26 protein-coding genes are annotated in these 26194 nt (G+C 44.0%); 6 read left to right on the top strand and 20 right to left on the bottom strand.

All coding sequences use genetic code 11. The features are described from left to right. Positions 1–33: 33 nt before the first annotated feature. From hemH to SPUTW3181_RS08880, 13 genes are all read right to left on the bottom strand, one after another. Complete coding sequence (gene hemH, locus SPUTW3181_RS08940) at positions 34–1077, bottom strand: ferrochelatase (RefSeq protein WP_011789046.1); 1044 nt, start codon at positions 1075–1077, stop codon at positions 34–36. An 80-nt stretch (positions 1078–1157) separates the two neighbouring features. Continuing rightward, on the bottom strand, positions 1158–1802 hold the full coding sequence (adk, locus tag SPUTW3181_RS08935; RefSeq protein ID WP_011789045.1) for an adenylate kinase: 645 nt from the start codon (positions 1800–1802) through the stop codon (positions 1158–1160). A gap of 141 nt (positions 1803–1943) precedes the next feature. Beyond that, positions 1944–2807 carry a tetratricopeptide repeat protein gene (locus tag SPUTW3181_RS08930; RefSeq protein ID WP_011789044.1) on the bottom strand — a complete coding sequence of 288 codons (864 nt, stop codon included), beginning with the start codon at positions 2805–2807 and terminating at the stop codon, positions 1944–1946. Positions 2808–3051: 244 nt separating this feature from the next. Next, on the bottom strand, positions 3052–4965 hold the full coding sequence (gene htpG, locus SPUTW3181_RS08925) for a molecular chaperone HtpG (protein WP_011789043.1): 1914 nt from the start codon (positions 4963–4965) through the stop codon (positions 3052–3054). 298 nt (positions 4966–5263) lie between these two features. Continuing rightward, the gene (gene recR / locus SPUTW3181_RS08920; protein WP_011789042.1) at positions 5264–5863 is read right to left on the bottom strand and encodes a recombination mediator RecR; all 600 of its coding nucleotides are present in this window, start codon (positions 5861–5863) and stop codon (positions 5264–5266) included. Between the two features lie 12 nt (positions 5864–5875). Then, positions 5876–6205 (bottom strand): YbaB/EbfC family nucleoid-associated protein, encoded by a 330-nt coding sequence (locus tag SPUTW3181_RS08915; protein ID WP_007648738.1) that lies wholly within the window; start codon positions 6203–6205, stop codon positions 5876–5878. A 169-nt stretch (positions 6206–6374) separates the two neighbouring features. Beyond that, a complete protein-coding gene (gene dnaX / locus SPUTW3181_RS08910) occupies positions 6375–9329 on the bottom strand; it encodes a DNA polymerase III subunit gamma/tau (protein ID WP_011789041.1) in 2955 nt (984 codons plus the stop codon). A gap of 37 nt (positions 9330–9366) precedes the next feature. Beyond that, positions 9367–9918 (bottom strand): adenine phosphoribosyltransferase, encoded by a 552-nt coding sequence (apt, locus tag SPUTW3181_RS08905; RefSeq protein WP_081429832.1) that lies wholly within the window; start codon positions 9916–9918, stop codon positions 9367–9369. 232 nt (positions 9919–10150) lie between these two features. Continuing rightward, positions 10151–10516, bottom strand: a complete 366-nt coding sequence (locus SPUTW3181_RS08900; RefSeq protein WP_011789039.1) for a YbaN family protein — start codon at positions 10514–10516, stop codon at positions 10151–10153. A gap of 81 nt (positions 10517–10597) precedes the next feature. Next, positions 10598–10720, bottom strand: coding sequence for a hypothetical protein (locus SPUTW3181_RS22230; RefSeq protein ID WP_011789038.1), 123 nt, complete (start codon positions 10718–10720; stop codon positions 10598–10600). Positions 10721–10868: 148 nt separating this feature from the next. Beyond that, a complete protein-coding gene (locus tag SPUTW3181_RS08890; RefSeq protein ID WP_011789037.1) occupies positions 10869–11615 on the bottom strand; it encodes a DUF2063 domain-containing protein in 747 nt (248 codons plus the stop codon). Next, the gene (locus tag SPUTW3181_RS08885; protein WP_014610751.1) at positions 11615–12463 is read right to left on the bottom strand and encodes a DUF692 domain-containing protein; all 849 of its coding nucleotides are present in this window, start codon (positions 12461–12463) and stop codon (positions 11615–11617) included. Before SPUTW3181_RS08885 ends, SPUTW3181_RS08890 begins: the two co-directional genes overlap by 1 nt. 133 nt (positions 12464–12596) lie before the next feature. Continuing rightward, on the bottom strand, positions 12597–13007 hold the full coding sequence (locus SPUTW3181_RS08880) for a hypothetical protein (RefSeq protein WP_011789035.1): 411 nt from the start codon (positions 13005–13007) through the stop codon (positions 12597–12599). Positions 13008–13251: 244 nt separating this feature from the next. Between SPUTW3181_RS08880 and dusC the strand changes: the two genes are divergently transcribed. Beyond that, positions 13252–14205, top strand: coding sequence for a tRNA dihydrouridine(16) synthase DusC (gene dusC, locus SPUTW3181_RS08875; RefSeq protein ID WP_011789034.1), 954 nt, complete (start codon positions 13252–13254; stop codon positions 14203–14205). 203 nt (positions 14206–14408) lie between these two features. Continuing rightward, on the top strand, positions 14409–14768 hold the full coding sequence (locus SPUTW3181_RS08870; protein ID WP_011789033.1) for a TraR/DksA family transcriptional regulator: 360 nt from the start codon (positions 14409–14411) through the stop codon (positions 14766–14768). A 232-nt stretch (positions 14769–15000) separates the two neighbouring features. On the opposite strand, the gene ushA is transcribed toward SPUTW3181_RS08870, so the two are convergent. The 3 genes from ushA to SPUTW3181_RS08855 form a co-directional block, all read right to left on the bottom strand. Next, entirely contained in the window at positions 15001–16719 is a 1719-nt protein-coding gene (ushA, locus tag SPUTW3181_RS08865; RefSeq protein WP_011789032.1) for a bifunctional UDP-sugar hydrolase/5'-nucleotidase UshA, read from the bottom strand. Positions 16720–17083: 364 nt separating this feature from the next. Continuing rightward, positions 17084–17755, bottom strand: a complete 672-nt coding sequence (locus SPUTW3181_RS08860; RefSeq protein WP_011789031.1) for an alpha/beta hydrolase — start codon at positions 17753–17755, stop codon at positions 17084–17086. An 88-nt stretch (positions 17756–17843) separates the two neighbouring features. Beyond that, complete coding sequence (locus SPUTW3181_RS08855) at positions 17844–18071, bottom strand: DUF3389 family protein (RefSeq protein WP_011789030.1); 228 nt, start codon at positions 18069–18071, stop codon at positions 17844–17846. Between the two features lie 251 nt (positions 18072–18322). On the opposite strand from SPUTW3181_RS08855, the gene SPUTW3181_RS08850 reads away from it, so the two are divergent. Further along, positions 18323–20281: a M1 family metallopeptidase gene (locus SPUTW3181_RS08850; RefSeq protein WP_011789029.1), complete on the top strand. Its 1959-nt coding sequence runs from the start codon at positions 18323–18325 to the stop codon at positions 20279–20281. A gap of 119 nt (positions 20282–20400) precedes the next feature. Here SPUTW3181_RS08850 and SPUTW3181_RS08845 read toward each other — a convergent pair whose 3' ends face one another. Together SPUTW3181_RS08845 and SPUTW3181_RS08840 are read right to left on the bottom strand one after the other, a co-directional pair. Continuing rightward, positions 20401–20892 (bottom strand): FKBP-type peptidyl-prolyl cis-trans isomerase, encoded by a 492-nt coding sequence (locus tag SPUTW3181_RS08845; protein WP_011789028.1) that lies wholly within the window; start codon positions 20890–20892, stop codon positions 20401–20403. 106 nt (positions 20893–20998) lie between these two features. Then, the gene (locus SPUTW3181_RS08840) at positions 20999–22291 is read right to left on the bottom strand and encodes a lytic murein transglycosylase (protein ID WP_041408367.1); all 1293 of its coding nucleotides are present in this window, start codon (positions 22289–22291) and stop codon (positions 20999–21001) included. Positions 22292–22524: 233 nt separating this feature from the next. Here SPUTW3181_RS08840 and SPUTW3181_RS08835 point away from each other — a divergent pair, with 233 nt between their 5' ends. Together SPUTW3181_RS08835 and SPUTW3181_RS08830 are read left to right on the top strand one after the other, a co-directional pair. After that, a complete protein-coding gene (locus tag SPUTW3181_RS08835) occupies positions 22525–22884 on the top strand; it encodes a DUF2750 domain-containing protein (RefSeq protein WP_011789026.1) in 360 nt (119 codons plus the stop codon). Between the two features lie 51 nt (positions 22885–22935). After that, entirely contained in the window at positions 22936–23574 is a 639-nt protein-coding gene (locus tag SPUTW3181_RS08830; RefSeq protein ID WP_011789025.1) for a hypothetical protein, read from the top strand. Positions 23575–23667: 93 nt separating this feature from the next. Here SPUTW3181_RS08830 and SPUTW3181_RS08825 read toward each other — a convergent pair whose 3' ends face one another. Continuing rightward, positions 23668–24612 (bottom strand): chemotaxis protein CheV, encoded by a 945-nt coding sequence (locus SPUTW3181_RS08825; RefSeq protein WP_011789024.1) that lies wholly within the window; start codon positions 24610–24612, stop codon positions 23668–23670. Positions 24613–24875: 263 nt separating this feature from the next. Continuing rightward, complete coding sequence (locus SPUTW3181_RS08820; protein ID WP_011789023.1) at positions 24876–25493, bottom strand: class I SAM-dependent methyltransferase; 618 nt, start codon at positions 25491–25493, stop codon at positions 24876–24878. A 96-nt stretch (positions 25494–25589) separates the two neighbouring features. Here SPUTW3181_RS08820 and SPUTW3181_RS08815 point away from each other — a divergent pair, with 96 nt between their 5' ends. Next, positions 25590–26141, top strand: coding sequence for an LON peptidase substrate-binding domain-containing protein (locus SPUTW3181_RS08815; RefSeq protein ID WP_011789022.1), 552 nt, complete (start codon positions 25590–25592; stop codon positions 26139–26141). The last annotated feature ends 53 nt before the right edge of the window (positions 26142–26194 follow it).

The raw sequence follows: 26194 nt of genomic DNA, 5'->3' as shown, positions 1-26194 counted from the left end.
CCTTAAACAGCCTTAGTCCTGCATTTTCAGCGCTTAGGGATAATTCCAAGAATGTGCCTGTTCTTGGACTAATTGCCTTAATAATTCTATATGCATCTCATCATCATTAAGGCAGGGAATAAAACGATATGTTTCACCACCCGCATGTAAGAAGGTTTCTTTGCCACCAATAGAAATCTCTTCTAGGGTTTCTAGGCAATCGGTTGCAAAAGCGGGACAAATGACATCAACACTTTTAATGCCCTGTGAAGGTAACTTAGCAAGCAATTCATCAGCATAGGGGGTAAGCCATTCTTCACGACCAAAGCGCGATTGAAAACAAACCTGCCATTGTGCTTCATTCAACTCAAGCTTTTGTGCCAAAAGTTTCGCTGTCACAAGACATTGTTCGCGGTATGGATCGCCCTCTTTCACATAACGTAGTGGAATGCCGTGGAACGAAAGCAGTAATTTGTCCGCTTGACCATAGGTTTTCCAATGGCGTTTGACACTGTGGGCAAGTGCTGCGATATAAGCTTCATGGTCAAAATAGTGTTTATTAAAACGAAGTTCCGGCATATCGCGCACGGTTTTAAGATAACTGGCAACAGCATCAAACACGCTTGCTACCGTCGAGCAAGAATATTGCGGATAAAGAGGTAAGACTACAATCCGCTCAGCACCTTGTGCCTTAAGCCTCGCAAAACCGCTATCAATCGACGGATTACCGTAGCTCATCCCCAATTCAACGGGAATATCTTGATTAAAGGTCGCGCTTAAATCCACCGCCAATTTTTGGGCTTGGCGTGAGCTTAACACCATTAAGGGCGAGCCTTCATCTGTCCAAATACTCTGATATAACTTGGCCACTTTCGCAGGACGCGTATTGAGAATAATGCCATTTAACAGCGGTTGCCACAGCCAAGGCGAGAGATCGACGACCCGAGGATCACTTAAAAACTGCTTGAGAAACCGCTTAACCGCTTTTGGAGTAGGTTCATCGGGCGTACCAAGATTTACTAATAACACGCCAAACGCAGGAGAGGGAGAAGTCAATGTGTTACCTTTTATCAGCCAATTACCTCGGCAGGCTAACATTCAGTCACACATAAAAAAAGCCTGCTTAGGCAGGCTTTTTCTTAATATGAGAACTTGTTCTCGAATTTAGCTAATGTGGCTTATTTAAGTACACTGGCAAGCTGCTCACTCACCGCAGCAACTGACTGAGTACCATCAAATTTGTTGTACTTCGTTTGGCCTGCGGCTGCCACTTTACCGTAGTATTCAACGAGCGGTTTAGTTTGCTCATGGTAAATCGCGAGGCGTTTACGCACTGTCGCTTCTTCATCATCGGGACGAATCGCTAAATCTTCACCGGTCACATCGTCTTTACCTTCCACTTTAGGTGGATTAAACACCACATGGTAAACACGACCAGAACCAGGATGAACGCGACGACCGCTCATGCGCTTAACAATTTCTTCGTCGGGCACATCGATTTCAATCACGTGATCAATGCTAATACCGTTTGCCGCCATCGCATCCGCTTGTGGGATAGTGCGTGGGAAACCGTCTAACAGAAAACCTTTAGCACAGTCGTCCTGTGCGATACGCTCTTTCACCAGTCCAATGATCAGATCATCAGAAACCAGTTGGCCTGCATCCATCACTTTTTTCGCTTCTAAACCCAGCGGAGTACCGGCTTTAACGGCGGCACGTAACATATCGCCAGTAGAAATTTGTGGGATACCATACTGTTCCATAATGAACTGGGCTTGGGTACCTTTACCGGCACCTGGGGCGCCCAATAGGATAATGCGCATCTCAAGAGTCCTCTTTTTCGCATTGATATTCTTCTTAGGGCGGCGATCTTCGCACATCTGGCCGCCATTGAGAAGGCTTTTAGCTTCGACTTTAGCCTCAGAAAGTGCAAATAAACTGCGGAGAATCGGCTATTTTGATGATTAATAAAGTAAAGTATAAAGCTTACGGCGATATTGATTAGCAAGCGGGTTACCTTGACCAAGTGCGGTAAGTAATTCCATAAACACTTGTTTTACAGTACCATTCTCAGCATTTAGGTCCTTAGCTAACACACCAAACAATAGACTTAACGCCTCTTCATCACGGTGTGCGGCGTGTAACGCCTTACTCAGTTCGAGTAATAACACTAAATCCTGTGGATTTTGCGCAAACTTTTGCTGTAAATCGCGAATTTCAGGGGTATCTGCTGCATCCAAGGCCAGTGCAAGCTTAGCTTTTAGACTTTGGTAATAACCATCTTGATCCGCAAGACCAATCTGCTCCAATAAGGTTTGTGCTAACGCTAATTCTCCCTGCATTAAATACACATCGGCAAGCACTAAACTGACCTCGCCTGCCTTATTAGACGAACTATGGGCTTCTTTTAGCAGTATCACTGCCGTTGCTAAGTCCTCATGGGTGACTTGGCTTAACGTGAGCAATTCCTTCGCTTGGGCTAATTGCAATTGCCACATGGGAGGCAGATGCTTATCAAGCATAGCATTCACTTGCATTGCTTCCTGTATGCCAGCAAAACCATCAATAGGTTGCCCTTTATCGAGCACGAGAGTAGTAGGCAAACTTTGAATACGAAAATAATTGGCAATTTCTAATTCGGTTTCACAATTCACTTTGGCAAGTACAAAACGCCCCGAATGCTGCGAAGCGATCTGCTCTAACGTTTGCACCATAGTGACACTTTGTGGTTGAGATTGTGCCCAAAAGACCAACACCACGATCTGTTGCATCGAGGCATCAACCACTTGCTGAATATTGTCTTTTGTCAGATCGAGGATATTATCCATGGTATTTCCTTAATATCGAAAGGTGACTAACCGACGCCATCATTAAGCTTTAGTCCTCACCTTGATACACATGCCTTTGTGGTAACATTCGCCACGCGTTATAGCGTAAATCATGTCAACCAATAAAATACATAGACGCTAGTTTTAACATGCTTAAGCTAAAACATAACTAAGTTAAAACTGAGATAAGCTCAAAAATAGTTGGGGCCCATTTGAGCAATAACGTCCATGGGCCCCAAATTTTTTACTTCATATTTGCCAGTAACATTTGGTTCATCAGCTTAATAAAGGCCGATGGATCCGCAAGGCTACCTTTTTCAGATAATTGCGCCTGTTGTAACAGTAAGTTTGACCAATCCGCAAAAGCGGTTTCATCTTGAAGATCATTTAAGCGCGACACTAATGGGTGCGCAGGGTTTACCTCAAATGTTGGCTTCACTTCCGGCACGGGTTGACCGGCAGCTTGCATCAGCTTGATCATTTGCGTCGACATTTCGCCTTCACCCGTGACCACACAGGCTGGGGTGTCAGTTAAACGAGAGGTCACTTTCACATCGGCAACCTTTGTACCTAGTGCAGCTTTAATACGCTCGATAAGAGGAGCAGACTCCTCGGCAAGTTTCTCCTGTGCTTCCTTCTCCGCTGCATCTTCCAGTTCGCCAAGTTCAAGTTCACCACGAGTCACTGAGTGCAATTGTTTTTCTTTGTACTCTGTTAAGTGGTTGATTAACCACTCATCGATACGCTCAGACATCAGTAATACTTCAATGTCTTTTTTGCGCAATAACTCTAAATGTGGACTGTTAGCGGCGGCGTCATAGCTGTCGGCAACAATATAGTAAATCTTCGTTTGGCCTTCTTTCATACGGCTGATGTAGTCATCGAGTGACACAGTCGGCGCAGCGCTACCCGTGTGGGTTGAAGCAAAACGCAGTAAGCCAGCAATACGTTCACGGTTTGCGAAATCTTCTGCGGGTCCTTCTTTTAACACTTGGCCAAATTCAGCCCAGAACTGTTGATATTTTTCCGCATCGTCTTTCGCCAGTTTCTCCAACATACCCAGCACGCGCTTAGTGATACCAGTGCGCATCGCTTTGGTAATGTGATTGTCCTGCAAAATTTCGCGGGAGACGTTCAGCGGCAGATCGTTTGAGTCAATTAAGCCCTGCACAAAACGCAGGTAAGATGGCATAAATTGCTCTGCGTCATCCATAATAAACACACGTTGCACAAACAGTTTTAGACCGTGTTTACGGTCACGATTCCACAGATCCCATGGCGCTTTTGAAGGAATATACAAGAGGTTAGTATATTCTTGCTTACCTTCTACGCGGTTGTGGCTCCACAGTAATGCGTCTGTGTAGTCATGGGAAATGTGCTTATAAAATTCTTGATATTCTTCGTCGCTAATCTCAGACTTATTGCGCATCCACAGGGCTGTCGCCTTGTTCATAACTTTCCAGTAACCTTCGGTTGCAGGAATTTTTTCGCCGTCTGGACCGTCGCGCTCTGGTGTGCCTTCCTGCCACATCTCTACGGGCACAGAGATATGATCTGAGTATTTAGTGATGATAGAACGTAGGCGCCAATCATCGGCAAACTCTTTTTCTTCATCACGTAGGTGCAGGGTGATTTCAGTACCACGGCTCGCCTTAGTGATGGTTTCAACGGTGAAACTACCCTCACCTTCCGATTCCCACAATACTGCTTCATCGGCCTTATGGCCGGCGGCACGGGTGCGAACGGTGACTTTTTTCGCCACTATAAAGGCGGAGTAGAAACCCACACCGAACTGACCAATTAACTGCGAGTCCTTTGAGGCTTCGCCAGAGAGGTTTTTGAAGAATTCGGCGGTGCCTGATTTTGCAATAGTGCCTAAATGCTCAATCACGCCATCACGGGTCATACCCACACCATTATCTTCGATGGTCACTGTGCCTTTATCTTTGTCTGCACTAATGCGCACACGCAGCTCACCGTCACCTTCATATAATGCGTCATTGGTCAACGCGAGGTAACGCAGCTTATCGGCCGCATCCGCAGCGTTGGAGACCAGTTCACGCAAGAAAATTTCTTTGTTGGAGTACAAAGAATGGATCATCAAATGCAACAGCTGTTTGACTTCAGTTTGAAAACCATGAGTTTCTTGTTGTGACATGAAATTTTCCTTATTTGTTACGCAATTTGGTAAAAGTAACGCTCAGTGCTTACTTAAATGGGGCTGCAAATTTGCTTTTCAAGGGCAAGGAATAAAACGAGGTTTGAATGATGAAAAATAAGACAAAAGAAAGCCACTGTAAAATAGCGGCCTTTACTTAACAATCACAGGCGTGAGCCAGGACAACAGCATTAAACGACAATATCTAGAAACAATATCTAGAAACAATATCTAGTAACAGTAAGACCCGCAAAAGCGAGTCCTATCAACTTGATTAACAATCCATTATCGGCAAGATTTACAACGGCAAACGCCCATTAAATGAGAGTGCCAACGTGGTGCTATCCACATATTCAAGCTCACCGCCAACGGGAACACCGTGGGCAATACGGCTGATCATCACCTTATGACGTCTTGCCATATCGGCAATAAAATGCGCTGTCGCTTCACCTTCTACCGTTGGGTTGGTTGCTAGAATCAACTCACTGACATCCCCCGAGGCTAAATGACGCTCGAGTAAAGCCAGCCCTAATTCTTCAGGGCCAACACCGTCAAGGGGAGATAAATGGCCAAGTAGTACAAAATAACGGCCTGTGAAATGTCCACCCGCCTCAATAGCCAACACATCGGCAGGCGTTTCCACTACACAAATGGTGGAAGATGAGCCGCGTTTATGGCTAGCACAAATGGGGCACAGCGTTTCTTCAGTATAAGTTCGGCAAGACTGACAGTGGCCAACATCACTCATGGCACTGGACAGTGCACTGGCTAATTTAAGCCCTGCTTTTCTGTCCCGTTCAAGCAATTGAAACGCCATACGTTGTGCCGATTTAGGTCCGACCCCAGGTAAACAACGCAGGGATTGAATTAACTCGTCAAGCAGTGGACTGAATTTCATTGCTTATCTCAATTAAAACGGCATTTTCATGCCTGGTGGTAATTGCATACCGCCAGTCACTTCAGCCATTTTAGCTTTTTGATTCTCTTCGATTCGACGTGCTGCATCGTTACAGGCCGCAGCAATCAAATCTTCCAGCATTTCTTTATCGTCTTCCATCAAACTTGGGTCGATTTCGACTTTACGCACTGTGTGTGCACCCGTCATAGTGACTTTGACTAGACCTGCACCCGATTCGCCCACCATTTCCATGCGAGCAATTTCTTCCTGCATCTTCGCCATTTTTTCTTGCATCATCTGGGCTTGTTTCATCAGATTGCCCATACCGCCTTTTCCAAACATAGTCTTTTCTCTTCTATTAGGGTTAGTCGCAAGCTTTAAAGCTGGCTAATCTTACTGAAATTAATGGGATTGGCAATCTATGCCGTGATCCCATTAATAAACTTATGATCTTGATAGCGAGTTTCCATCAATGACTCATTTTAATACTGCTATTCAGGCACATTGATAATTAAGCCTTACTTAGCGCTAGTTTACCCTCGCTCTGAGTGAACTCATTCGTCAACTCTGGTTCAGGTAACGCTTGGATCTGCTGGCTCCGTTGGTTTAACAGATCGGGAGGATACACTAAAGTATCGGTATCAAGCTCTGCACCCAAACGCTGAATAAGCCATTGAACATTATCGTCTTTAATTAACGACTGCTGTGCCTGTTGTAATAGTTCTTGATGAAAACGCTTACGTAACTCAAGGGGTGTTTCCCGCTTTGGATCGCTTCCTATGACTACTTGTACTCGCCTTGGGTTCCCGAGCGCCGCCGTCAATGCTTGTTCTAATTGCACGATTGCGACATCGGCTGCTAAGTGTTTTTGATCGGGTTTTAACAGTAATGGTAGTGGATCGCTTTGCGCTTGGCATACTGAATTAACCGCAAGTTGGCGTACTCGACCGCCAATATCTAAACTCGCCATTAACTTATACCAATGTAAATCCAATGGATTACCACTTACAGATTGCACCACACTCAGTCCGGTTTGATTCGACAAACCCGTTACTGGTTCAGTTAATGATTCCTTGACCGCATCCTCTATAGGGTCGCTCATAAGTGAAACGGGCGTATGGGGAGCCTGATCAATTGGTGCCAATTCATCTTGCATTGCAGTAGGAACTACTGGCTCCAACGCTGAAACAGGGTGTACCACAGGATGCTGCATATTTGTAGCAGGGGCAGCCTCCCAAGGCGGACGATCATTGGGATCATCGACGCTGACGGGTTTTTCCCCCGAAGGTTTTTGCCCATTTTGTGTTATTTGCCCATTTTGTGTTAAAGGTTGCGATGCTTCTGGATTTTTGTTTGCTTGTGTAACGCTTTGAGCGAACCCTCCATCCATCTGTGGCGCAGGCTCAAAATCATCGTCAAAATCAAATTCTGAGTCAATGGATTCTACAGACTGAGATACCGCCTTTACCGCTTTAGGAGAAGTGGTTATATCTGATCTGGTGGCAGATAACGGGCCAATTGTTGGCTCTTTACGTTTAAAATCCAGTGAAGGCTTTTTTTCATCACCATCCTTCGCGCTCAAGGCATCGAGATCCAACAACAGCGACTCTCTTGCAGCTAATACCGCCGATAAAATATCGTCATCCTCCAACGAGGCTGTGGCAGTTTGCTTGAAACTGGATTGCCCTAAAGAGGGATCCACCGCGATGCCTGTGGCGGTTGGAATAGTGACTCCAGTGGTATTTTCAACTTGAGTTGAGGTTTGAGTTGCAGGGCTAACAGGGTTAATAGTCGCTTGTTCAGCCACCATTTCCTGAGTCAACGAACTGTATGACTCAGAAGAAAAGCTAGCATAATCATCTTGATAAATATCCAATGGCGCGACATCTTGGGTGTAATCCCCATGCCCATAGACATAATCTAATTGGGTATCACTGTCAGTGTTATTTACAACTGCCTGCTCATTGGTTGAGACCAGTGTTTCGACTTTGGTATCTTCACTTTGCGATATCGCAGCGACAGGTATCTCGATGCTTGTTGGTGCAATGGATTCAGATAACTTATATCCCTGACTTAGGGCTTGGCTAATGATCAGCGTTTGCTCTGCGAACAAAGCGCTATCTGCTGTATCCGAAGGTGCATTAATCTCAACTGCAGCATGTACGTTAACATCTGTAGGTTGTTCAACTAAATCTGTTTTTTTTTCAGCTGCCGATGTCGCTAACGCCGCCAATGAAGTTGATGTTTGCCCTACAGGTAAACTCACCTCGGCTGGCGATTCGACTTGCCAGCGTTTAACGGGCTTTTCTGGCACAAAGGCAACGGCCCGTAAGAGTGCCATTTCTAGGCCTGATTTAGGATCTGGGGCATGGGGTAAATCCTTGCGACCCGTTAATAGGATCTGATAATAAAGCTGTACTTGCTCCGGCGTTAATTGCTCAGCAAAAGCACGAATTTGTGCGCTGTATAAGGACTGCTGAGCACAAGCGGGGGCAAACTGCGTTAGAGTAATTTGATGTAACAGCTCAAGCAAACTGCGCAACACTTCTTGGGCATCGGCGCCGTACGCGAGCACTTGGGCACTGGTTTGCATTAGTACTGTGATATCGGCATCCGTTAAGGCTTTCAGTAAGGCGATAACGTGTTGCTCATCAATACTACCAAGCATGGTCTGCACTTGTGTGAGCATCACAGTACCACCACCAAAAGCAATGGCCTGATCCGTTAAGCTCAACGCATCACGCATACTACCATTGGCGGCTTTGGCAAGGAGTGTTAGCGCTTCAACCTCAAAGGGGAGCTGCTCCTGCGTCAAGATATGATTAAGCTGAGTGCCAATTTCATCCTGTGTCAGACTTTTTAAATTAAACTGCAAGCAACGGGATAACACAGTCACGGGTAGTTTCTGTGGGTCTGTTGTCGCGAGGAGAAATTTAACGTGCTCAGGGGGTTCTTCTAAGGTCTTAAGCAGTGCGTTAAAACTGCTGCGCGACAGCATATGCACTTCGTCGATAAGATAAACCTTAAAACGGCCACGGGTCGGGCGATACTGCACATTGTCCAGCAGCTCGCGCGTATCATCGACCTTAGTGCGGGACGCTGCATCAACTTCAATTAAATCGACAAATCGGCCTTGGGCGATCTCGACACAACTACCGCAGACGCCGCAGGGAGTTGCAGTAACGCCTTGTTCGCAGTTTAAGCCTTTGGCAAAGAGTCGCGCTAAGCTGGTTTTACCTACGCCTCGCGTCCCTGTAAACAGGTAAGCATGGTGTAAACGCTGCTGACTTAGTGCATTGGTTAAAGCATGCAATACATGGCTTTGACCAACCATTTGTTCAAATGTGGCAGGGCGCCATTTTCTGGCTAACACCTGATATGACATGGAACTCCCCAGAGTGTGTGATACAAAAATGGGAGCATGCGCCCCGGGAACTTTGAAAGATAACATGTCATGGTGTGACATGCCATCAAACTATCCTAAGGCGCCTTTGGCTGAAGAATTATTCGCCTTCAAACTCACAAAGTTTAACCAACTCAAGCCCTAATGCCGTTAAACGCGCCTCACCACCTAAATCGGGTAATGAAATCACAAAAGCAGCATCTTTCACTTCACCACCTAATTGGCGGATAAGTTTTACCGTCGCTTCAATCGTACCACCGGTTGCGAGTAAATCGTCAACAACGAGCACTTTGTCATTTGCGCTAATCGCATCAGTATGAATTTCTAGGCTATCGTGACCATATTCAAGTTCATAGCTTTGGCTGATAGTCGCTCGGGGTAATTTACCGGGTTTACGAACGGGCACAAAACCAATGCCTAATTCTAAAGCAAGTGGTGCACCAAATAAGAAACCACGGGCTTCAGTGCCGACAATTTTGGTAAAACCTTGACCACGATAATGTTCAACCAATAAATCGATGGCCGCTTTATAGGCTGCGGCATTCTCAAGTAAACTGGTGACATCGCGAAATAGGATCCCTTCCTTAGGATAGTTCGGAATCGTTTTAATGCTTTGCTTTATCAAGGATAAGGTTTCTGTATTCATAGCCATCATATTTACTTAGTAAGTTACTTAATCAATTCGCCAAGATTGGCGGTATAAAACAAAACGTCCACATCGAGTGTGGACGAATTGCAAAAAATCGCACAAAGCTTATGCCGCTTTGGTTTGAGTTGCAACAATCACAACGCACAAGTAATAAATTGGTTATCGATTTGTGCCTGAGATCAAACCCTGTAAGCACAACGGCAAAATCTCCCTAAAAGAAGGATTCAGCCACCCGTTATTCAACTTCGGGAATACTTTTGAGATACCAAAGTAAAATCAATGCCATAGCAATGAGCATTCCTTTTACCCACATAATGGGCACCAGCATAATGCTGATGCTAAAACTCAGAGCACTAATCAGCATTGCTTTACGCTTTAAGCCTTTGCGTATTGCACCTTGTTGCTGCCATTGGGTTAATGCATCGGCAAACCAAGGGTGAGTCATCAACCAGATATGTAAACGCTCGCTCGAACGGGCAAAACAAAACGCAGCCAGCAAAATAAAAGGGACTGTCGGTAACAGGGGCAGCACTATGCCAAGTAATCCAAGGGCTAAAGCTGTTAATCCCAAAAGTAAAAAAAATCCGCGCTTCAATACCATAAGCTGATAATGCCCTTCTCTAAAAAACAAAAGCCACTCAATAGAGTGGCAATTGTATACCCATTCGAGATTAAAACCCGCTTAAATTAAACCTAACTGCTTTAACCACATTAGGGTTGCTGGCAGAGTTGGTAGCAATAAGACTAAAATAAAACCAATAAAATACATAAAGTTAAATGGGTCTTTAAATGGCTGACTACTCATTACAGCTCCTAAGGTATATGCAAGTATAAGTGTGCAGAAATCAAACGGTGATGGAGATCACAAAACGGGCGACATTGTAGCCGTTTGTCAAATCAACAAAAACCCTTTTTATGTAGGGTTATTGCAATTATTTTGATCAATAGTCGTGCTAAGACTGATGAGTTCGCACTATGCCTTTGATGGCTAACTGTTCGAGTAGCTGCAAACAACCTTGTGCTAAAGCCTCAGGCGTTATCTGCGGATAAGTTATTGTTAACCAATTGACTATACCATCAAAACTCATCAAGCCTTGCTCAGCAAGATAGGCTAACACTTGGGCACTTAGTGGGTTTAATTGCAAAAAACGGACTTCACTATCTTCATCTTGGTAAATACAAAAAAATACTGGCGTATCAAGACATGCTGTAGGACAAAAGTCATCACGAATAAGTTGCACTGGATAATGGTACTGCGCAACCCTCGCTGTAGACGAAAGGCACAGCGGGAGATCTTGAATATTTTCAGGCTTGAGCTCCACTTCCTTAGCATCCTGTTGTGCGACTGCAACGACAAGTTCAAGCCACTCATAATGAGCCAACTCCAACATAAACACAGGATCAGTATTTTTAAGTTGGTATTCCTGTTGCAGAAAATCGAGGAACTCCCCAGCGATATCGATGAAAAGTGGAGACTGGCAGTCGTGCTGACTAAAAAAATCTTGTACCAAAATCAACCAATCATTCTCGGTGTATAAACTCTTCAAAACCGGAAAACCGTTAGAGACAAACCCCATCACATTACTAAAAAATAATTCACGGTAAACCTGCATTCGCTCAATGGATGTCCCAGCCGGTAATGGCTTAGCAGGGTCGCGAATATAGTCGATAAAAGACTGCTGAACCTGTTTAAAATTCACTAAGCACTCCTTTTCGCAACAGCCGAATTAAACGCAATCGCTTGATGTTGATGAATTTGTTCAATCTCGCGTAATAGCTCAGAGGTGGGTGGTAAATTAAAATCCCGCTCTAATAACGTCGGTAACACCCCATGCTTGGCATAGCAAACTTGTAATAGTGCCCACACGGGATCATTAATATCGGCGCCATGGGTATCGATAATCAGATCCTCTGCTTGTTTATAGTGCCCAGCAATATGTAAATAAGCGATACGCTCAGTGGGCATTGCGTTTAAAAAGACATTGGCATCGTAGCGATGATTTATCGAGTTTACATAAATATTATTGATATCCAAGAGCAGCTTACAGTCAGCCTCTTCCAGTACTGCATTTAAGAATTGAAGCTCTGTCATCTGTGCAGCAGGCGCTGCGTAAAAAGAGACATTTTCTAAAATAAGTGGTCGCTCTAAGATATCTTCAACCTGCTTAACCCGTGCTGCCACATATTTGACTGCGGTATCGGTAAACGGTATAGGCATCAAGTCATATAAATGGCCTTGGCCTGAGCAGTAACTTAAATGTTCGGAGTACACTTGAATTTTGTGCAAATCCATAAAGGCCTTTACACGGCGAACAAACTCGACATCTAAGGGTGCTGGACTACCAATGGATAAGCTAAGCCCATGACAATAAAAAGTATGTTGCTCCGTAAGCTGACGAAACTGCTTGCCATATTTACCACCAAGGGTCATCCAATTCTCAGGTGCAACTTCAAAAAATTGAATGGTACTGGGCACTTGATGGCAAAACTCCGTTAGCATTTCCCGCCGAAGGCCAAGCCCAACCTGCTCAAGATATGGATTTCTCATAAAACCTCTTTGCCATAACAGGCAAATCTCATGCAGCAATATCATCAAGATCATTGAAAGTACAAGCCAGCTCTCGCTGGCTTGTTATTCAACATCCCACACAATGCCTGTTCAGTGTTGAAAATGCTGAAACTTATTTTACTTCTTTTTTAACCTCTTCCACTTTTTCTGCGGCTTTCTTCATATCACCACCACATTTGCCTTCTCCGCATTTGCCTTCTTTGGCTTTATCAACGGCTTTTTTCATATCGCCGCCACACTTGCCTTCCCCGCATTTGCCTTCTTTAGCTTTATCAACGGCTTTTTTCATATCGCCGCCACACTTGCCTTCCCCGCATTTGCCTTCTTTAGCTTTATCGGCGGCTTTTTTCATTCCTTCGCCACATTTACCCTCACCACACTTACCTTCAGATCCAACGACTTGATAGCCGGCATCCATAGTTTGAAAACCAAATGGATTGGTTTGTGCGTTTACAGCAAAAGCAGAGCTGACAACAACAGTACCTAATGCAACTGCGGCGGCGGTTTTCTTAACTGAGTTCATAATATTTTCCTTGTCGTTTATGGTGTAAAGTGCCCAACAACAGTTTATGTAGCTGGTTTGTAACAAGAGACCTGTTGAAACTCAATTCTATTGCAAAAAACACATTTAGATCACAGAAATATTCAATATTCCCTGATAGAGGGCGAATCAATAACTCAATCCAGCTGGAAAAGTTTCTTGTTCGCAACGCTAGAACGATAAGGTAGAATGCACGCCCTTTGAGAACTGATGCGGGTTAACGGCTGTGCGTGTGATTTTGGCTCCAATGGAAGGTGTGGTAGACGATTTGATGCGTGACATCCTCTCTGCAATCAATCCCTACGACTTACTTGTCACTGAATTTGTACGAGTGGTAGATCAACTTCTGCCAGAGAAAGTTTTTCTTAAACTTTGCCCTGAATTACACAATCAGGGGAATACACCATCAGGTACGCCAGTACGTGTTCAATTACTCGGTCAAGAACCCCAATGTATGGGAGAAAATGCCCTACGAGCAGTAGAGCTAGGTTCCCATGGCGTCGATGCCAACTTTGGTTGTCCGGCGAAAATGGTTAACCGCAGTAACGGTGGCGCTGTACTCCTGCAATATCCAGATAGTATTCACGATATTGTCCGCGCAATGCGTCAAGCCGTGCCTAGCGAGCACCCTGTTACGGCAAAAATCCGCCTAGGTTATGAAGATAAGTCACTCTTTATGGAAAATGCCTTGGCTGTCTATGAAGCGGGGGCAACCGAACTTGCCATTCATGCACGCAGTAAAGTTGATGGCTATAAACCTCCCGCCTATTGGGAATACATTACTGAAGTGAGAAAACGTCTGCCTATCCCAGTGATTGCTAACGGGGAAATTTGGAACAGTGATGATGCCAAGCGTTGTATGGCCGTGACTGGCTGCGATAGCATTATGATTGGTCGTGGCGCCATTTCATTGCCCAATTTAGCTGACACCATAAAAACAGGAGCCGCACCTTATACTTGGGCGCAAACCTTAGCACTTATGCTCAGTTATACTCAAAGGGAACTCAATGGCCGTAAAAGCGATTATTACCCCGCCCGAATCAAACAGTGGTTTACCTACCTCAATCGACAATATCCTGAAGCGGATACCCTTTTTAGAACATTAAGAGTCCATAAAACAACCGAAGACATCGTCAGAGAACTTGAAGCGGCACACAATGCTTTACCAAAAACACATTAATTTGCCTATGTAATAGTAACGCCATGGGTGATGGGTATTGATACCGTACATTTGCAGCAATAATTCAATAGGAATGAAGTACTTTTCTGGTTTATTACTGCGAAAAAACTAAAAATCTCGCTGATACTTGATCTTTATCATAGTCGCTGATAGTGGAACTATTAGACTGAACACCTAGAGTCAGATAAAACAGGCGATTTTACGTGAGCACCACCCATATCAGACATGAATTGTCAGAGCTTGAGGCTAATCTAAGGAAAGAAATCGGCGCGCTCCCGCAGTTCCTTGAAGTACTCGGGACGCATTATGCCAACCTAAGTTTAGGCGAATTGATCGATCAATTGGCACAAAGTCCCTTGGCCGAACACCCTCTTTTCTGCCAATTAAATAAACTTGATGCCGCGATCTGTCAGCTTGACTTAGGTCTCTATGGTCTGTGCTCAGATTGTGAAGCAGAAATAGAAATTGAACGCTTAAATCAAGATCCCACCGAACAACGCTGCGCCACCTGTGCAGAACACTACCAGCATGAGCACCGTCACGAGCTACGACTTACTCACTAATAAGTGTTCTATTTATTGTTATCCAATAAATGCCGTACTGACACACGAATATAAACCACATTACACTGCAATCTAGCTGTATCAAAGTCATTAACGCCAGCATACCCAGTATGTAATCAGTAAAATGACTGGTTATATTTCAGCTAAATCACAGTAATAACTCGAATCATTAAAAGTAAAAAATGCCACTCAGGTGAGTGGCATTTATGCTTAAACAAATATCGATTAGTTGTTACAGTTTACAACCTTCAACACTTGATGAGTTTTCATAAACGATGTCGCCTACAGGATTATAGTCTGCAGCAACGATCGTTTGTTTGTCTTTTAAGAATGTATACAGTAAATCAGCATCAACATAACCCGTTTGAATTGGGCTTGCTAATTTCGGATAACCGTCACCACCAGCAGCATTAAAACTCGGCACAGTGAACTTATAGGTTGCTCCGGCACTAAAATCTTTACCATTGATTTGACTGATATTGGCGGTCTTAGCCACACAGTCAATGGTCATTTTCACACCTGTGATTTGTGCATAACCACCGGATCCAATTTGAAGACTGCCCACTGCGCCTAAGTATGCAGCAACTTCAGTCCCAGTCATTTCGTTCAATGTCACCATGTTACCAAACGGTTGTACGGTAAGTACGTCACGGTAAGTAATGTTACCTGCTTTGATAGAGGCGCGCACACCTCCCGAGTTCATCACACCGAAGTCTGCAGACACTTTACCACTTTGCGCCATCGCTAACATACGGCCTAAGTTAGTTTGTTTATTACGCACGTTTGCGCGTTCACCATCTAACAGGGCATCTGTCGTTGCAATCACTTCATCTAGCTTAGCTTGCCCTTTTTCTTGATAGTAAGACAGTAACTCTTTTAACTCAGTATCTGGTTCAATTTTAGCACCAGCTAACTCGGTAGTTTTAGCACCTTTCTCATCCAGTTTACGCATGTTAACAGGCACAAGTTTGTAGCTTGCTAGATGTAGCTCACCGTTGAAATATTCAAAATCAGCTCGGCCTACATATTTACCCCATTCATGGGCTTGCATAATCCACGTACCATTTTGCTTATCTGGAGCACACTCATCACCCGGCTTAAAATCGGCGTAAACTTTGTTTTCACTGCCAGATTCCATACAAACAGGATTCTGTGAGTGGCCACCAATAACAACTTGCAAATCACCTTCTTTCAGCGCGCGTGCGAGAGCAACATCACCTGGAGCGTTACTGCCATTTTGACCGTCAGCATAGTGGCCCATGTGTGTCGTTGCGAAAATAATATCAGCCGATTTGGCATCTTTAATTTCTTTGATGACCTTAGCAATTTCAACTTTGGGATCAGTAAAAATCAGATCGCTAATAAATTCAGGGTTACCAATTTTAGCAGTATCTTCGGTAGTTAAACCGATGACAGCAATTTTTAAACCGTTAACATTAAAAATTTTATAGGCATCAAAATAGCGCTCACCTTGACTACCATCGGTATTTTTACGGTATATATTGGCAGCCAACATTGGAAATTCTGCAAGACGGCGCTGCATATCAAGTACTGATAACGGATTGTCAAATTCATGGTTACCAACGGCCATTGCGTCATAACCAATTTTATTCATACCGGTAAAATCAGGAATAGCATCTTGTAAATCTGATTCTGGTACACCAGTATTGATATCACCACCCGATAATAATAAAGTTTGACCGCCATTCTTGCTCACTTCAGCACGAATCTGGTCTACAAGTGTTTTCTGCGCTGCTAAACCATATTCGCCGTCACTGTTTTCCCAGAAACGACCATGGTTATCATTGGTATGTAAAATAGTGAATGCTTTACACGCACTCCCTGCTTCAGCACATGTTGTTGGAATTTTATCATCATCACTATTGTTACAACCTGCGAGAGCTGCAAGCACAGCCGTTGCAACTAATCCTTTAATAAGCTTATTTATCATTACATCAACCCCTTGATTTTAATTATTTTATCATAGAAAGTTTGTCTCGAACTCTATCAAGTTCGACGCAGAGCATAATAGCAAATAATAAAGATGAAATGTGTCATTTTTATTAATAAAAGTGACTTTAATGTGGTATTTACCAAAGGGTTTAAGATAAATTTGTTTCAAATAAAAAATAAGCTTAACAATTAAATTTTATACATTTAAGCTAGAAGAAATAAAAACAAAATAATTAGTTTTAAACCTTTAAATATAAACAACTTAGAAGGAAATAAATGAAATCACTATTGTTCACTTAAAAGAACAGGCATGGATAATATTGACATTACCGCATGCCGTTTTTATCAGCAATTAGACTTAGCTACATTTCAAATTGCTGTAATAACCACTGACGAATATCGTTTAACTGGGCAGGAATAACCGAATGTGCCATGGGGTAAGTTTGCCACTGCACTTGATATCCATCCGATATTAAAACATCTTTGGCTAAGGCTCCCGCAGATAGCGGGACAACATCATCCTGCACACCGTGTTGTTGTAATATCGGAGTATTACGGTTAGCCATACTTAAGTCCGCTGGTAACGCATCGGCTGTCGGTAAATAACAAGATAACGCCATGATGCCAGCAAGCCTTTTTTCAAAACGTAGCCCTGAGAATAAGCTCATCACACCCCCTTGGCTAAATCCAGCCAAGACAATGCGTTCACTCGGAATACCTGCCGCGATTTGTTCATTAATCAATGCGTTAACATGTAACTCTGATGCCAAAACCCCTTGCATATCGGCTCTGTCATGTAAATCCATGCTTTTAATATCATACCAAGCTCGCATGACGTAGCCGCCATTGATGGTTACAGCTTGCTCTGGTGCATGGGGAAAAATAAACCGAATGCTATGATGACTGGGTAACCCTAAGGCTGGCACAACAGGGGCAAATCCTGCCCCCGAATCCCCTAATCCATGTAACCAAATGACCACGGCCGTAGCAGGCGTCTTAGGCTCAACGACAATACGCTCAAGAGAAGCTGACATACTAAAAAATCCCTAATTCGATATTAAACACTCATCAACTAAAAAGTGATGATAGATCTATAAGTTAGACACGCGACGCAGGCGTACTTTATTCCGCATCCATTCCCAGCACATCTTGAATCGCACGTAACTGGGTATTTGAGTCCAATACTAAGCTCCAACGCACACCGCCACCATCGGCGATCAACATAGGTGGCTGACGTCGCAAACCTATATCCTCCGCACTCGCTTGCAGTACGATACTGGCAACATTGAGCCGCACTTGCACTTCAAACTCAGTGACGATGAGCTTACCCTGCGAAAAATCTATCACCATTATGATAACCGTCCTATGTGAAAACACCGTAATCATAGCAAACTTGTGGTCTTTTACCGATGGCATTTCCTTGCCAGCATACGAGCCATTAAAGTTTGATTACATTTGAGCTAACAGTGAGATCACAAATCCAGTGGATTATCAGGTAAACTTTTGCCCGATATTGAATGGGTCAATAGAACACCAAGCAAATTGTTGCACTTATCGCCCAAAACTCGAGCTAAAATACTTCATCATTAGGCTGTTAAATAATGCTTTCACTTCGCCCAACCGTCCTTTGCAGCGCCCTACTGTTTGCGCTGCAATTTCTTCCCAGCACCTATGCCAATAGCACTGATGCCAATAGCGCTTCTAACACCTTCGCCTCCGAGCCTGCTGCCACTTTTGCACAAACACAGACGCAGCAGAACCAAGATACACTGACCTATGCCAATTACACTGAAGTCAGCGTGAGTCATGTGGCGCTTGCCCTTGCCATCGATTTTAAGCAAAACCACTTATCCGGCGAAGTCATCCTCGATTTGGCTTGGCATAAGGCGGGGAAAGAACTCATCTTAGATACTCGAGATCTAACGATTAACAGCGTAACGGCTTTAAATACAGCTGGGAAATGGCAAAGCGTGCCCTTCACCCTAGCCAACGCTGACACGGTAAAAGGCGCGGCACTGACCATCAAACTTGCAGATGAAGATACCCAAAAGGTTAAAATCAGCTATCACACCTCGAATAATCCGTCCGGTATTCAATGGTTAACCCCTGAGCAAACCCAAGGTAAACTGTTGCCTTTTATGTTCAGTCAGAGTCAGGCGATTCACGCCCGCAGTTGGATCCCACTGCAAGATACGCCAGCCGTTCGCCAAACCTATAGTGCGATAATAACCGCAGATAAAGCCATTACTGTGGTCATGGGGGCCGAACGTAAGGTGTTATCAAGCACCCAAACCCAGTTCACTATGCCGCAGGCCATTCCCGCTTATTTGATTGCTATTGCTGCTGGGGATTTAAAATTTTCTCCCTTAGATAACATCTCGGGTATTTGGGCAGAGCCAGTTATGCTCGACAAAGCCAGCAAAGAATTTTCCGACACGCCTGAAATGATAAAAACAGCATCCAAGCGTTATGGCGATTACCGTTGGGGACGTTATGATCTGCTTATCTTGCCGCCTAGCTTCCCCTTCGGTGGCATGGAAAACCCCCGTTTATCATTTATTACGCCAACGGTCATTGCCGGAGATAAAAGCTTAGTCAGCCTCATTGCACACGAACTCGCCCATTCTTGGTCAGGCAATTTAGTCACCAACGCAACTTGGCGCGATCTCTGGCTTAATGAAGGTTTTACCACCTATGTTGAAAACCGCATTATGGAAGATCTCTATGGTCGTGACCGAGCCCTGATGGAACAAACGATTGGATACTCTGAACTGTTAGCAGAGATTGAAGCATTACCACCTGAGGACTCAGTGCTGCATATCACACTGGGTGAACGGGATCCAGACGATGCCTTTAGCGGCGTCCCCTATGTGAAAGGCCAGTTATTCTTAATCTTTTTGGAGCAAAAATATGGCCGTCAACGCTTCGATGCGTTTGTGAAAGATTATTTCAGTCATTTCGCGTTTCAGAGTATTACCACTGAGCAGTTTCGCGAGTATTTATCTTTAAATCTATTAAACAAATACCCTAATATTGTCAGTGAAGCTGAAGTCGATACTTGGATTGAGGGCCAGGGATTACCCTCATTCCTCGTGCCCCCCAATTCCCACGCCTTTGATGATGTCGATCTTCAAAGACAAACTTGGCTTGAAGGAAAGGTTAGCGCCAAAGCCCTTAAAACGAAGACATGGACCGTCCACCAGTGGTTGCGGTTTATTAGCGAAATGCCAAGAATTAATTTACACCAAGCTAAACTTGCCGAGCTAGATAATGCCTTCCATTTTACAGGCACTAGCAACAGTGAAATCGCTTTCGCATGGTATTCACTCGCATTAGATAACCGCTATTACACTGTATTACCCGCGCTAAAGCAGTATGTAAACGAAATTGGTCGACGCCGACTTATCCTGCCTTTATATCAAACGCTGGCGAGTACCGAGCACTATGATTGGGCCAAGCATGTCTACCTTAATGCTCGTTCGGGATATCATCCCCAAACGCAAGCAAGCCTTGACCTGCTGTTTGCAGACAAACCCATAGCGCATGAACATAACCACTAGCGAGATAGAAAAAGACAAAAAAGCCCAAACCAACAGGTTTGGGCTTTTAACTTCAAGATTGCATACCCGTTTTACTCATCTTCAATCGAGGAACAAAACCAAGTTTCAAATCCTAAAAATTAGTGGTGATGACCACCAGCACCATGGGCATGACCATGGGCGATTTCTTCATCAGAGGCATCGCGAGCACCGACAATTTCGATATCGAAGGTTAAATCACGGCCCGCTAAGGGATGGTTCACATCCACAGTCGCCATAAATTTACCTACTTTAACGATAGTGACTTGACGTTGACCGTGGTCAGTGTGTACCACAGCCGTCATACCTGGCTTCCACACGCTGGCGCCTAATAGGTGTTTCACAGACACTCGTTGTTGCGCAGCGTCTCCTTCAACGCGCTCACCGTAGGTTTCCGACGCAGGTAAAGTCACGGTAAACTTGTCACCAACAGCTTTGCCATTAATGGCATTTTCAACACCTGGCATCATATTGTCATGGCCATGTAAATAGGCAATGGCTTCACGGCCTTCGTTGGTCTCAATCACATCACCTTTCTCATCGCGCAGAGTGTAGTTAAACTGCACAACCATGTCGTCTTTAATAATGCTCATCGAATATCCTTTGATTTACTTCGATTTCAAATGTGAGGCGAGCTTAACAAAACTGACCTTTTCACTCCACATTTTTATCCCGACTGCACTGCACATCTGCTTAACATTAAAGCGTTAGCCCTAAAGCGGCGAACACCTCAGGACTTGGGAAACCATCAGCAATCATTTTTTTACTGCGCTGAAAAGCTTGGATCCCAGCCATTGAATTACGCCCTAGCACACCATCGGGTTTACCAACCTCAAACCCCGCCTCATTCAATTTTTCTTGCAGTTGTTTAACTTGCTCACGACTGAGACGAGGCTGTTCAGGTGGAGCGACTTTTAGAGGCTCGCCACCATTAATACGATCCGCTAGATGTCCTACGGTAATGGCATAGAACTCTGAACGGTTCCAACGCATGATCACATTAAAGTTTTCATACCCTAGGAATGCAGGACCCGTATGACCCGCGGGTAAATATAATGCAGCCTGAATATCCGCTTGTGGCAAAGGTTGTCCATTAGTCAGGGTTACAGACTGCGCAGCCCATTCAGCTAAAGGCAATGTCTGTTTTGCACCTAAATGGCTGTAACTAAAATTCTTTGGTAGTAAAACTTCACGCCCCCAACGCTCATTACGCTGCCAACCTAAACTTTGTAAAAAATTAGCCGCAGAGGTTAATGCATCTGCCGTGCTATTCCACAAATCCACTTTACCGTCACCGTCGCCATCAATAGCATACTTAGCATAGGCTGAAGGCATAAACTGTGTATGCCCCATTGCCCCCGCCCAAGAGCCCACCATAGTGTTTTTATCAAACTGATATTTTTCTTTTAACTTAAGTGCTTGCATCAATTCGGTGGTGAAATAACTGCTACGACGAGGCTCACAAGCCAAGGTTGCCAGCGAGTCCAATACGGCCATTTTTCCTTTGTAAGAGCCATAGTTGGTCTCAAGTCCCCAAAAAGACAGAATATATTGTGGTGGTACCCCATACTGCAGCGACAACTTATCCAGCAATGCTCGATGCTTTTGTAATAAACGTCGCCCTTCATTGACACGCCAATCGGTAGCTCTCTTAGTAAAATAATTCGCAAAAGTTTGACTAAATTCAGGTTGCTGTTGGTCGAGCTCAATCACGCGCGGCACAAATTGTAAATGCGCAACGGTATTATTAATGGTTTCCTCTGATAACCCCTCACTTCGCGCTCGTGCCTGTAGCGTTGTGAGGCAACTAGCAAAGGCATCGGCATTTAATTGCACTGTGGCATTGATATCCACAGTGGCAAGTGCCGCATTAGGATCTGCAATGGCATTATTACTGCTAACACTGGACGTTGGCGCACTCGAGCAAGCACTCACACTAACGCAGGCTGCAAAGCTAGCCGCAAGATAGGTCAACCCTTTCATTTTAATCAAATCGACAACTCCAATATTTGATTTCACAACAATCACTGTATTGTACTCAACTGAGTTAATAATCCTGACCCATAGTGGCGGCTAACACAATCCTTATTGACATAAATACGCTTATGTCGAGTCTTATTGCTCAGTTATCCAACACAAGAAAAATCTTAACAAAGAATCCCTTGGCCTCTGTCGATGTTACCGTATAATGGGCAGGTTAACGGCATACTTCAAAGAGACCTATCATGACAGAAATCAATGCGGCTTTGGCTGGCTTTATCGAAAATGTAAAAGAACATCAGACGCTTTGGGGTCTAATGGATGAAACAGGTGAAGGTTGGGTTGTTTGCGACTCATCTGAATTTGAAGACACTGATGTGATGCCATTATGGTCAAGCGAAGCTGCCGCAAAATCCCATTGCAGTGACGAATGGCATGATTACCAAGCTGTCGCCATTTCCCTTGAAGAATTCCTTGAGTATTGGGTGTCAGATCTAAATGACGATGGCGTGTTGATCGGTGTTGATTGGCAAACAAATGAAGAATGTTTGGAACTCGACCCTATTGTATTAGCAAAAGACTTAGTTGATGTTGAAGAGTGTTAAGCACGTCAATCATCTATTAACGACATCAAGGAATGAGGTAATCAAACCTTGATGTCTGCTATCCCCATCATAGATATTCCCTTCGATAAACGTCATACCTGCTGGTTTTGTGGCGAACCTTGTAATCAACATTTTGAGTATCACAGCCAAACTCATACCCCTCACCCATCATTGGCCGTTCCTGCCTGTAGTGAGTGTGCCAAACTAGCTAAGCAACATCCGTTAACCTCGATTTGGGACTGCCGTATAGCAGTTAAAGATGCATTGATGCGAATTTATGCCAAGCATTTGGCGATCGGGATCAACTGGACGGAAGCTGAACTCGCCGAGTCGGAGTTTTCCTGCAACGTATTTGAAGGATTTAAGAAAAGTGCTTGGATGATGTACCAAATCGCTCGAGATAGGATCAATGCTCCAGGCTGGCCACTACGGCTCGAAGAAATAGAAATTGATGATCAAGGTTATAGTGCGGGCTTTGAATTTGATGGTGTTACTTATACATCAGTACATGCTGCTATCCACTATTACAGCACTCAATTTACTTTAGATCCGACCTTTTTTGCCGACCTCGTGCGTTTAGTCGGTCGAGCTCGCTTCAATTATGCCCTCAGGCTCGCACGTATTCACATTGCTTCCGCTAAGGAAATGAAACGTCAAGTGTTAACCGATCTTGAAGCCGAATTGATATAACGCGATGGTTCAAGGCGACAAGACCGGACTATCTCTTGCTAACTTAATGGTAAATTAATCCACTAAACAAACTTCAACAAAGGAACGAAACATTTATTGCGCAATAATTTGTCTTAATCTTTCCTGAACCACTTCCACTAACAGATCGGGTTGGAATTTTGAAATAAAACGATCGCATCCAACCTTTTCAACCATAGCATGGTTAAAACTACCACTAAGCGAAGTATTTAGCGTAATAAATAAATCCGCCATTGCTTTATCGCTGCGGACTTCATGGGTGAGTTTATAACCGTCCATTTCAGGCATTTCGGCATCGGTAATCATCATCAATAATTCTTTTGAGATCTGCTTCCCTTCATCACGCCATTTTTGCAATAACTGTAATGCTTGCAAACCATCGGAAGCCTCAATGATTTCAATACCGAGTTGACCTAACGTCTCGCGAACCTGGCGTCTTGCCGTTGAAGAATCATCTACAATCAAAATCTTACGCCCAGGCATTTCATGGACTAAGGTTTCGTCAAGTACACCCTCAGAAAGCCTAATATCGTAGTGAATGATCTCCGCCAGCACTTTCTCTACGTCAATAATCGACACTAATTGCGACTGGCCTTGGTGCTCAATGCGGGTAATTGCCGTCAGATAATTATTCCGTCCAGCCATTTTAGGCGGCGGCATAATGTCGCTCCATGTCATGTTGATGATATGTTCTACCTTGCCCACTAAGAAACCTTGAACACTGCGGTTATATTCGGTGATGATCATATTAGCATCATCACCTGGAGCAACAGGCTTAAAACCAATAGCAGAACGTAAATCAATGACAGGAATGGATATACCGCGAATGTTTGCAACACCAAATATATGCGGATGGCTGCCTGGCATGGCATTAAGGGGCGGAAGTTTTACCACCTCTTTCACTTTGAACACATTAATGGCAAATAGCTGCGTGGAATTTATACGAAAAAGCAGTAATTCAAGCCGATTTTCACCAACGAGTTTGGTACGTTGATCTACGGTTGCCAATACGTTTGCCATAATGCTGCTTCTCTAATGTGGAGGAAAATACTTTCATCGCATGCGACGAACTTGGCTAAATTATAGCGGCAAACTCACCGTGAGAACTATGCTAAAAGTCGATTTTATCTAAAAATTACAACCACTCTCGCAAAACGGCTCTCTAAACCTAGAGCGTCATTAGACGGTCAGGGGCTGTAAAGTGTTATCCAGCGCCGCATTTTCAACAGCAAATCAATCTATACCCATTAAAATAGTGGCAATACCAATACTCACCGCACCATTTATCGCTGTGATATTTTTTGTGCTAACACCATTCCTGCAAGATTGAACATATTTCTATCGCAAACAAGGTGAAATCCTTCTTGGTGTAACACCGCTAAAAGTTCTCTGTGATCAAAGCGGTTCTGCTGTGGATGTTCAAACAAGCGGCGACTAATTGGATTACAAATTGCTGATCGGTATAAATCCTCAATCACAAAAAAACCACCGAGTTTGAGCACTCTTGCCACCTCTGCAATAGCCGTCTGCCAAGCCGGAATGTGATGAAATACAGCAAAATTAAATACGATATCAAACCGATCCTCAGCAAAGGGAAGTTGCGTTGCATCCGCAACAGAAAAGTGCAAATTGTTTAGACCATGGGAAGAATCCTGCCAGCGTTTCTGAGCCGCTGCCACCATTTCGGGATCAATATCCATTGCGGTAACATGGCCAGCACCAAAGTGTTCGCGGATCAAATGAATACCATTACCAAAGCCACAGCCTATTTCTAAAGCCTGCTCAAAACAAGCCAAAGGTTTTGGCATCATAGAGGTCAGTAAAGGAGCTTCCACTTGATTTTGCAGCCAAAAACGCAATGGATGCTGCACTAACCTTTTCTCAAATTGATTTAACTTCATATCATCCTCAACATTAAGTGATCTATTATTTGATTAACTGATCAAACTCTCGCTATGGTACGTAATAAAAGAGACTTAAGTTCATCTGAGGCCACTATGAAATTACCTCTTTTCCCATTACCTATCTGCCTATTACCTGAGGGATACACTCAGCTACGGATATTTGAACCTCGATATAAACGCTTAGTTGCCGAATCTCTTAAATCCGCGCAAGGTTTTGGCCTATGCATGATAGAAGAAGACAATAAAACCATTCAATCAATTGGCACTTTAGCTCATATCATTGACTTTGAAACATTAGCCGATGGAATGTTAGGTATTAGTATTCAGGGAATACAACGCTTTAAACTGACGAGCTTCGAAATTGAAAATGATGGGTTAAAACGGGGTGAAGTTAGTCTACTCGATAACTGGCCCACAGCCGCCATCGCGACAGATGAACGCTACCTTAGTCAAATGTTGAAAAACATCCTCAAGGAATATCCTCAACATTTACAACACTATCACCCTAAACAATTCGATGATATTGCCTGGGTTTGCCAACGCTGGCTGGAGATCCTTCCTGTTCCAGCCTCAGAAAAATATTCCTGTATAAACGCGCTAGACCACACTACGGCAAGGGATTTATTGCGGGCTGTTATAAAATAATTTTTCAGTGATCTTTTTTTTGCCCATACCGTATTGACTTAGCAAGCAAACGA

This window comes from Shewanella sp. W3-18-1 (genome assembly GCF_000015185.1).
In the GTDB taxonomy this organism is placed as follows: Bacteria; Pseudomonadota; Gammaproteobacteria; order Enterobacterales; family Shewanellaceae; genus Shewanella; species Shewanella putrefaciens.
Note: the sequence above shows the minus strand (reverse complement) of the source record. Positions and strands in the feature narration are given on the sequence as shown.

Bases quoted from the DNA above. Each gene is read 5' to 3' on its own strand.
- dnaX (WP_011789041.1), bottom strand. From the start codon at position 9,329: ATGTCACACCATGACATGTTATCTTTCAAAGTTCCCGGGGCGCATGCT.
- SPUTW3181_RS08900 (WP_011789039.1), bottom strand. From the start codon at position 10,516: ATGGTATTGAAGCGCGGATTTTTTTTACTTTTGGGATTAACAGCTTTA.
- SPUTW3181_RS08915 (WP_007648738.1), bottom strand. From the start codon at position 6,205: ATGTTTGGAAAAGGCGGTATGGGCAATCTGATGAAACAAGCCCAGATG.
- SPUTW3181_RS08855 (WP_011789030.1), bottom strand. From the start codon at position 18,071: ATGGTGATAGATTTTTCGCAGGGTAAGCTCATCGTCACTGAGTTTGAA.
- htpG (WP_011789043.1), bottom strand. From the start codon at position 4,965: ATGTCACAACAAGAAACTCATGGTTTTCAAACTGAAGTCAAACAGCTG.
- SPUTW3181_RS08830 (WP_011789025.1), top strand. From the start codon at position 22,936: ATGTCTGCTATCCCCATCATAGATATTCCCTTCGATAAACGTCATACC.
- SPUTW3181_RS08845 (WP_011789028.1), bottom strand. From the start codon at position 20,892: ATGAGCATTATTAAAGACGACATGGTTGTGCAGTTTAACTACACTCTG.
- SPUTW3181_RS08880 (WP_011789035.1), bottom strand. From the start codon at position 13,007: ATGAACTCAGTTAAGAAAACCGCCGCCGCAGTTGCATTAGGTACTGTT.
- recR (WP_011789042.1), bottom strand. From the start codon at position 5,863: ATGAAATTCAGTCCACTGCTTGACGAGTTAATTCAATCCCTGCGTTGT.
- adk (WP_011789045.1), bottom strand. From the start codon at position 1,802: ATGCGCATTATCCTATTGGGCGCCCCAGGTGCCGGTAAAGGTACCCAA.
- SPUTW3181_RS08820 (WP_011789023.1), bottom strand. From the start codon at position 25,493: ATGAAGTTAAATCAATTTGAGAAAAGGTTAGTGCAGCATCCATTGCGT.
- SPUTW3181_RS08850 (WP_011789029.1), top strand. From the start codon at position 18,323: ATGCTTTCACTTCGCCCAACCGTCCTTTGCAGCGCCCTACTGTTTGCG.
- ushA (WP_011789032.1), bottom strand. From the start codon at position 16,719: ATGATAAATAAGCTTATTAAAGGATTAGTTGCAACGGCTGTGCTTGCA.
- SPUTW3181_RS08930 (WP_011789044.1), bottom strand. From the start codon at position 2,807: ATGGATAATATCCTCGATCTGACAAAAGACAATATTCAGCAAGTGGTT.
- SPUTW3181_RS22230 (WP_011789038.1), bottom strand. From the start codon at position 10,720: ATGAGTAGTCAGCCATTTAAAGACCCATTTAACTTTATGTATTTTATT.
- SPUTW3181_RS08835 (WP_011789026.1), top strand. From the start codon at position 22,525: ATGACAGAAATCAATGCGGCTTTGGCTGGCTTTATCGAAAATGTAAAA.
- SPUTW3181_RS08825 (WP_011789024.1), bottom strand. From the start codon at position 24,612: ATGGCAAACGTATTGGCAACCGTAGATCAACGTACCAAACTCGTTGGT.
- apt (WP_081429832.1), bottom strand. From the start codon at position 9,918: ATGGCTATGAATACAGAAACCTTATCCTTGATAAAGCAAAGCATTAAA.
- SPUTW3181_RS08860 (WP_011789031.1), bottom strand. From the start codon at position 17,755: ATGTCAGCTTCTCTTGAGCGTATTGTCGTTGAGCCTAAGACGCCTGCT.
- SPUTW3181_RS08885 (WP_014610751.1), bottom strand. From the start codon at position 12,463: ATGAGAAATCCATATCTTGAGCAGGTTGGGCTTGGCCTTCGGCGGGAA.
- SPUTW3181_RS08815 (WP_011789022.1), top strand. From the start codon at position 25,590: ATGAAATTACCTCTTTTCCCATTACCTATCTGCCTATTACCTGAGGGA.
- hemH (WP_011789046.1), bottom strand. From the start codon at position 1,077: ATGTTAGCCTGCCGAGGTAATTGGCTGATAAAAGGTAACACATTGACT.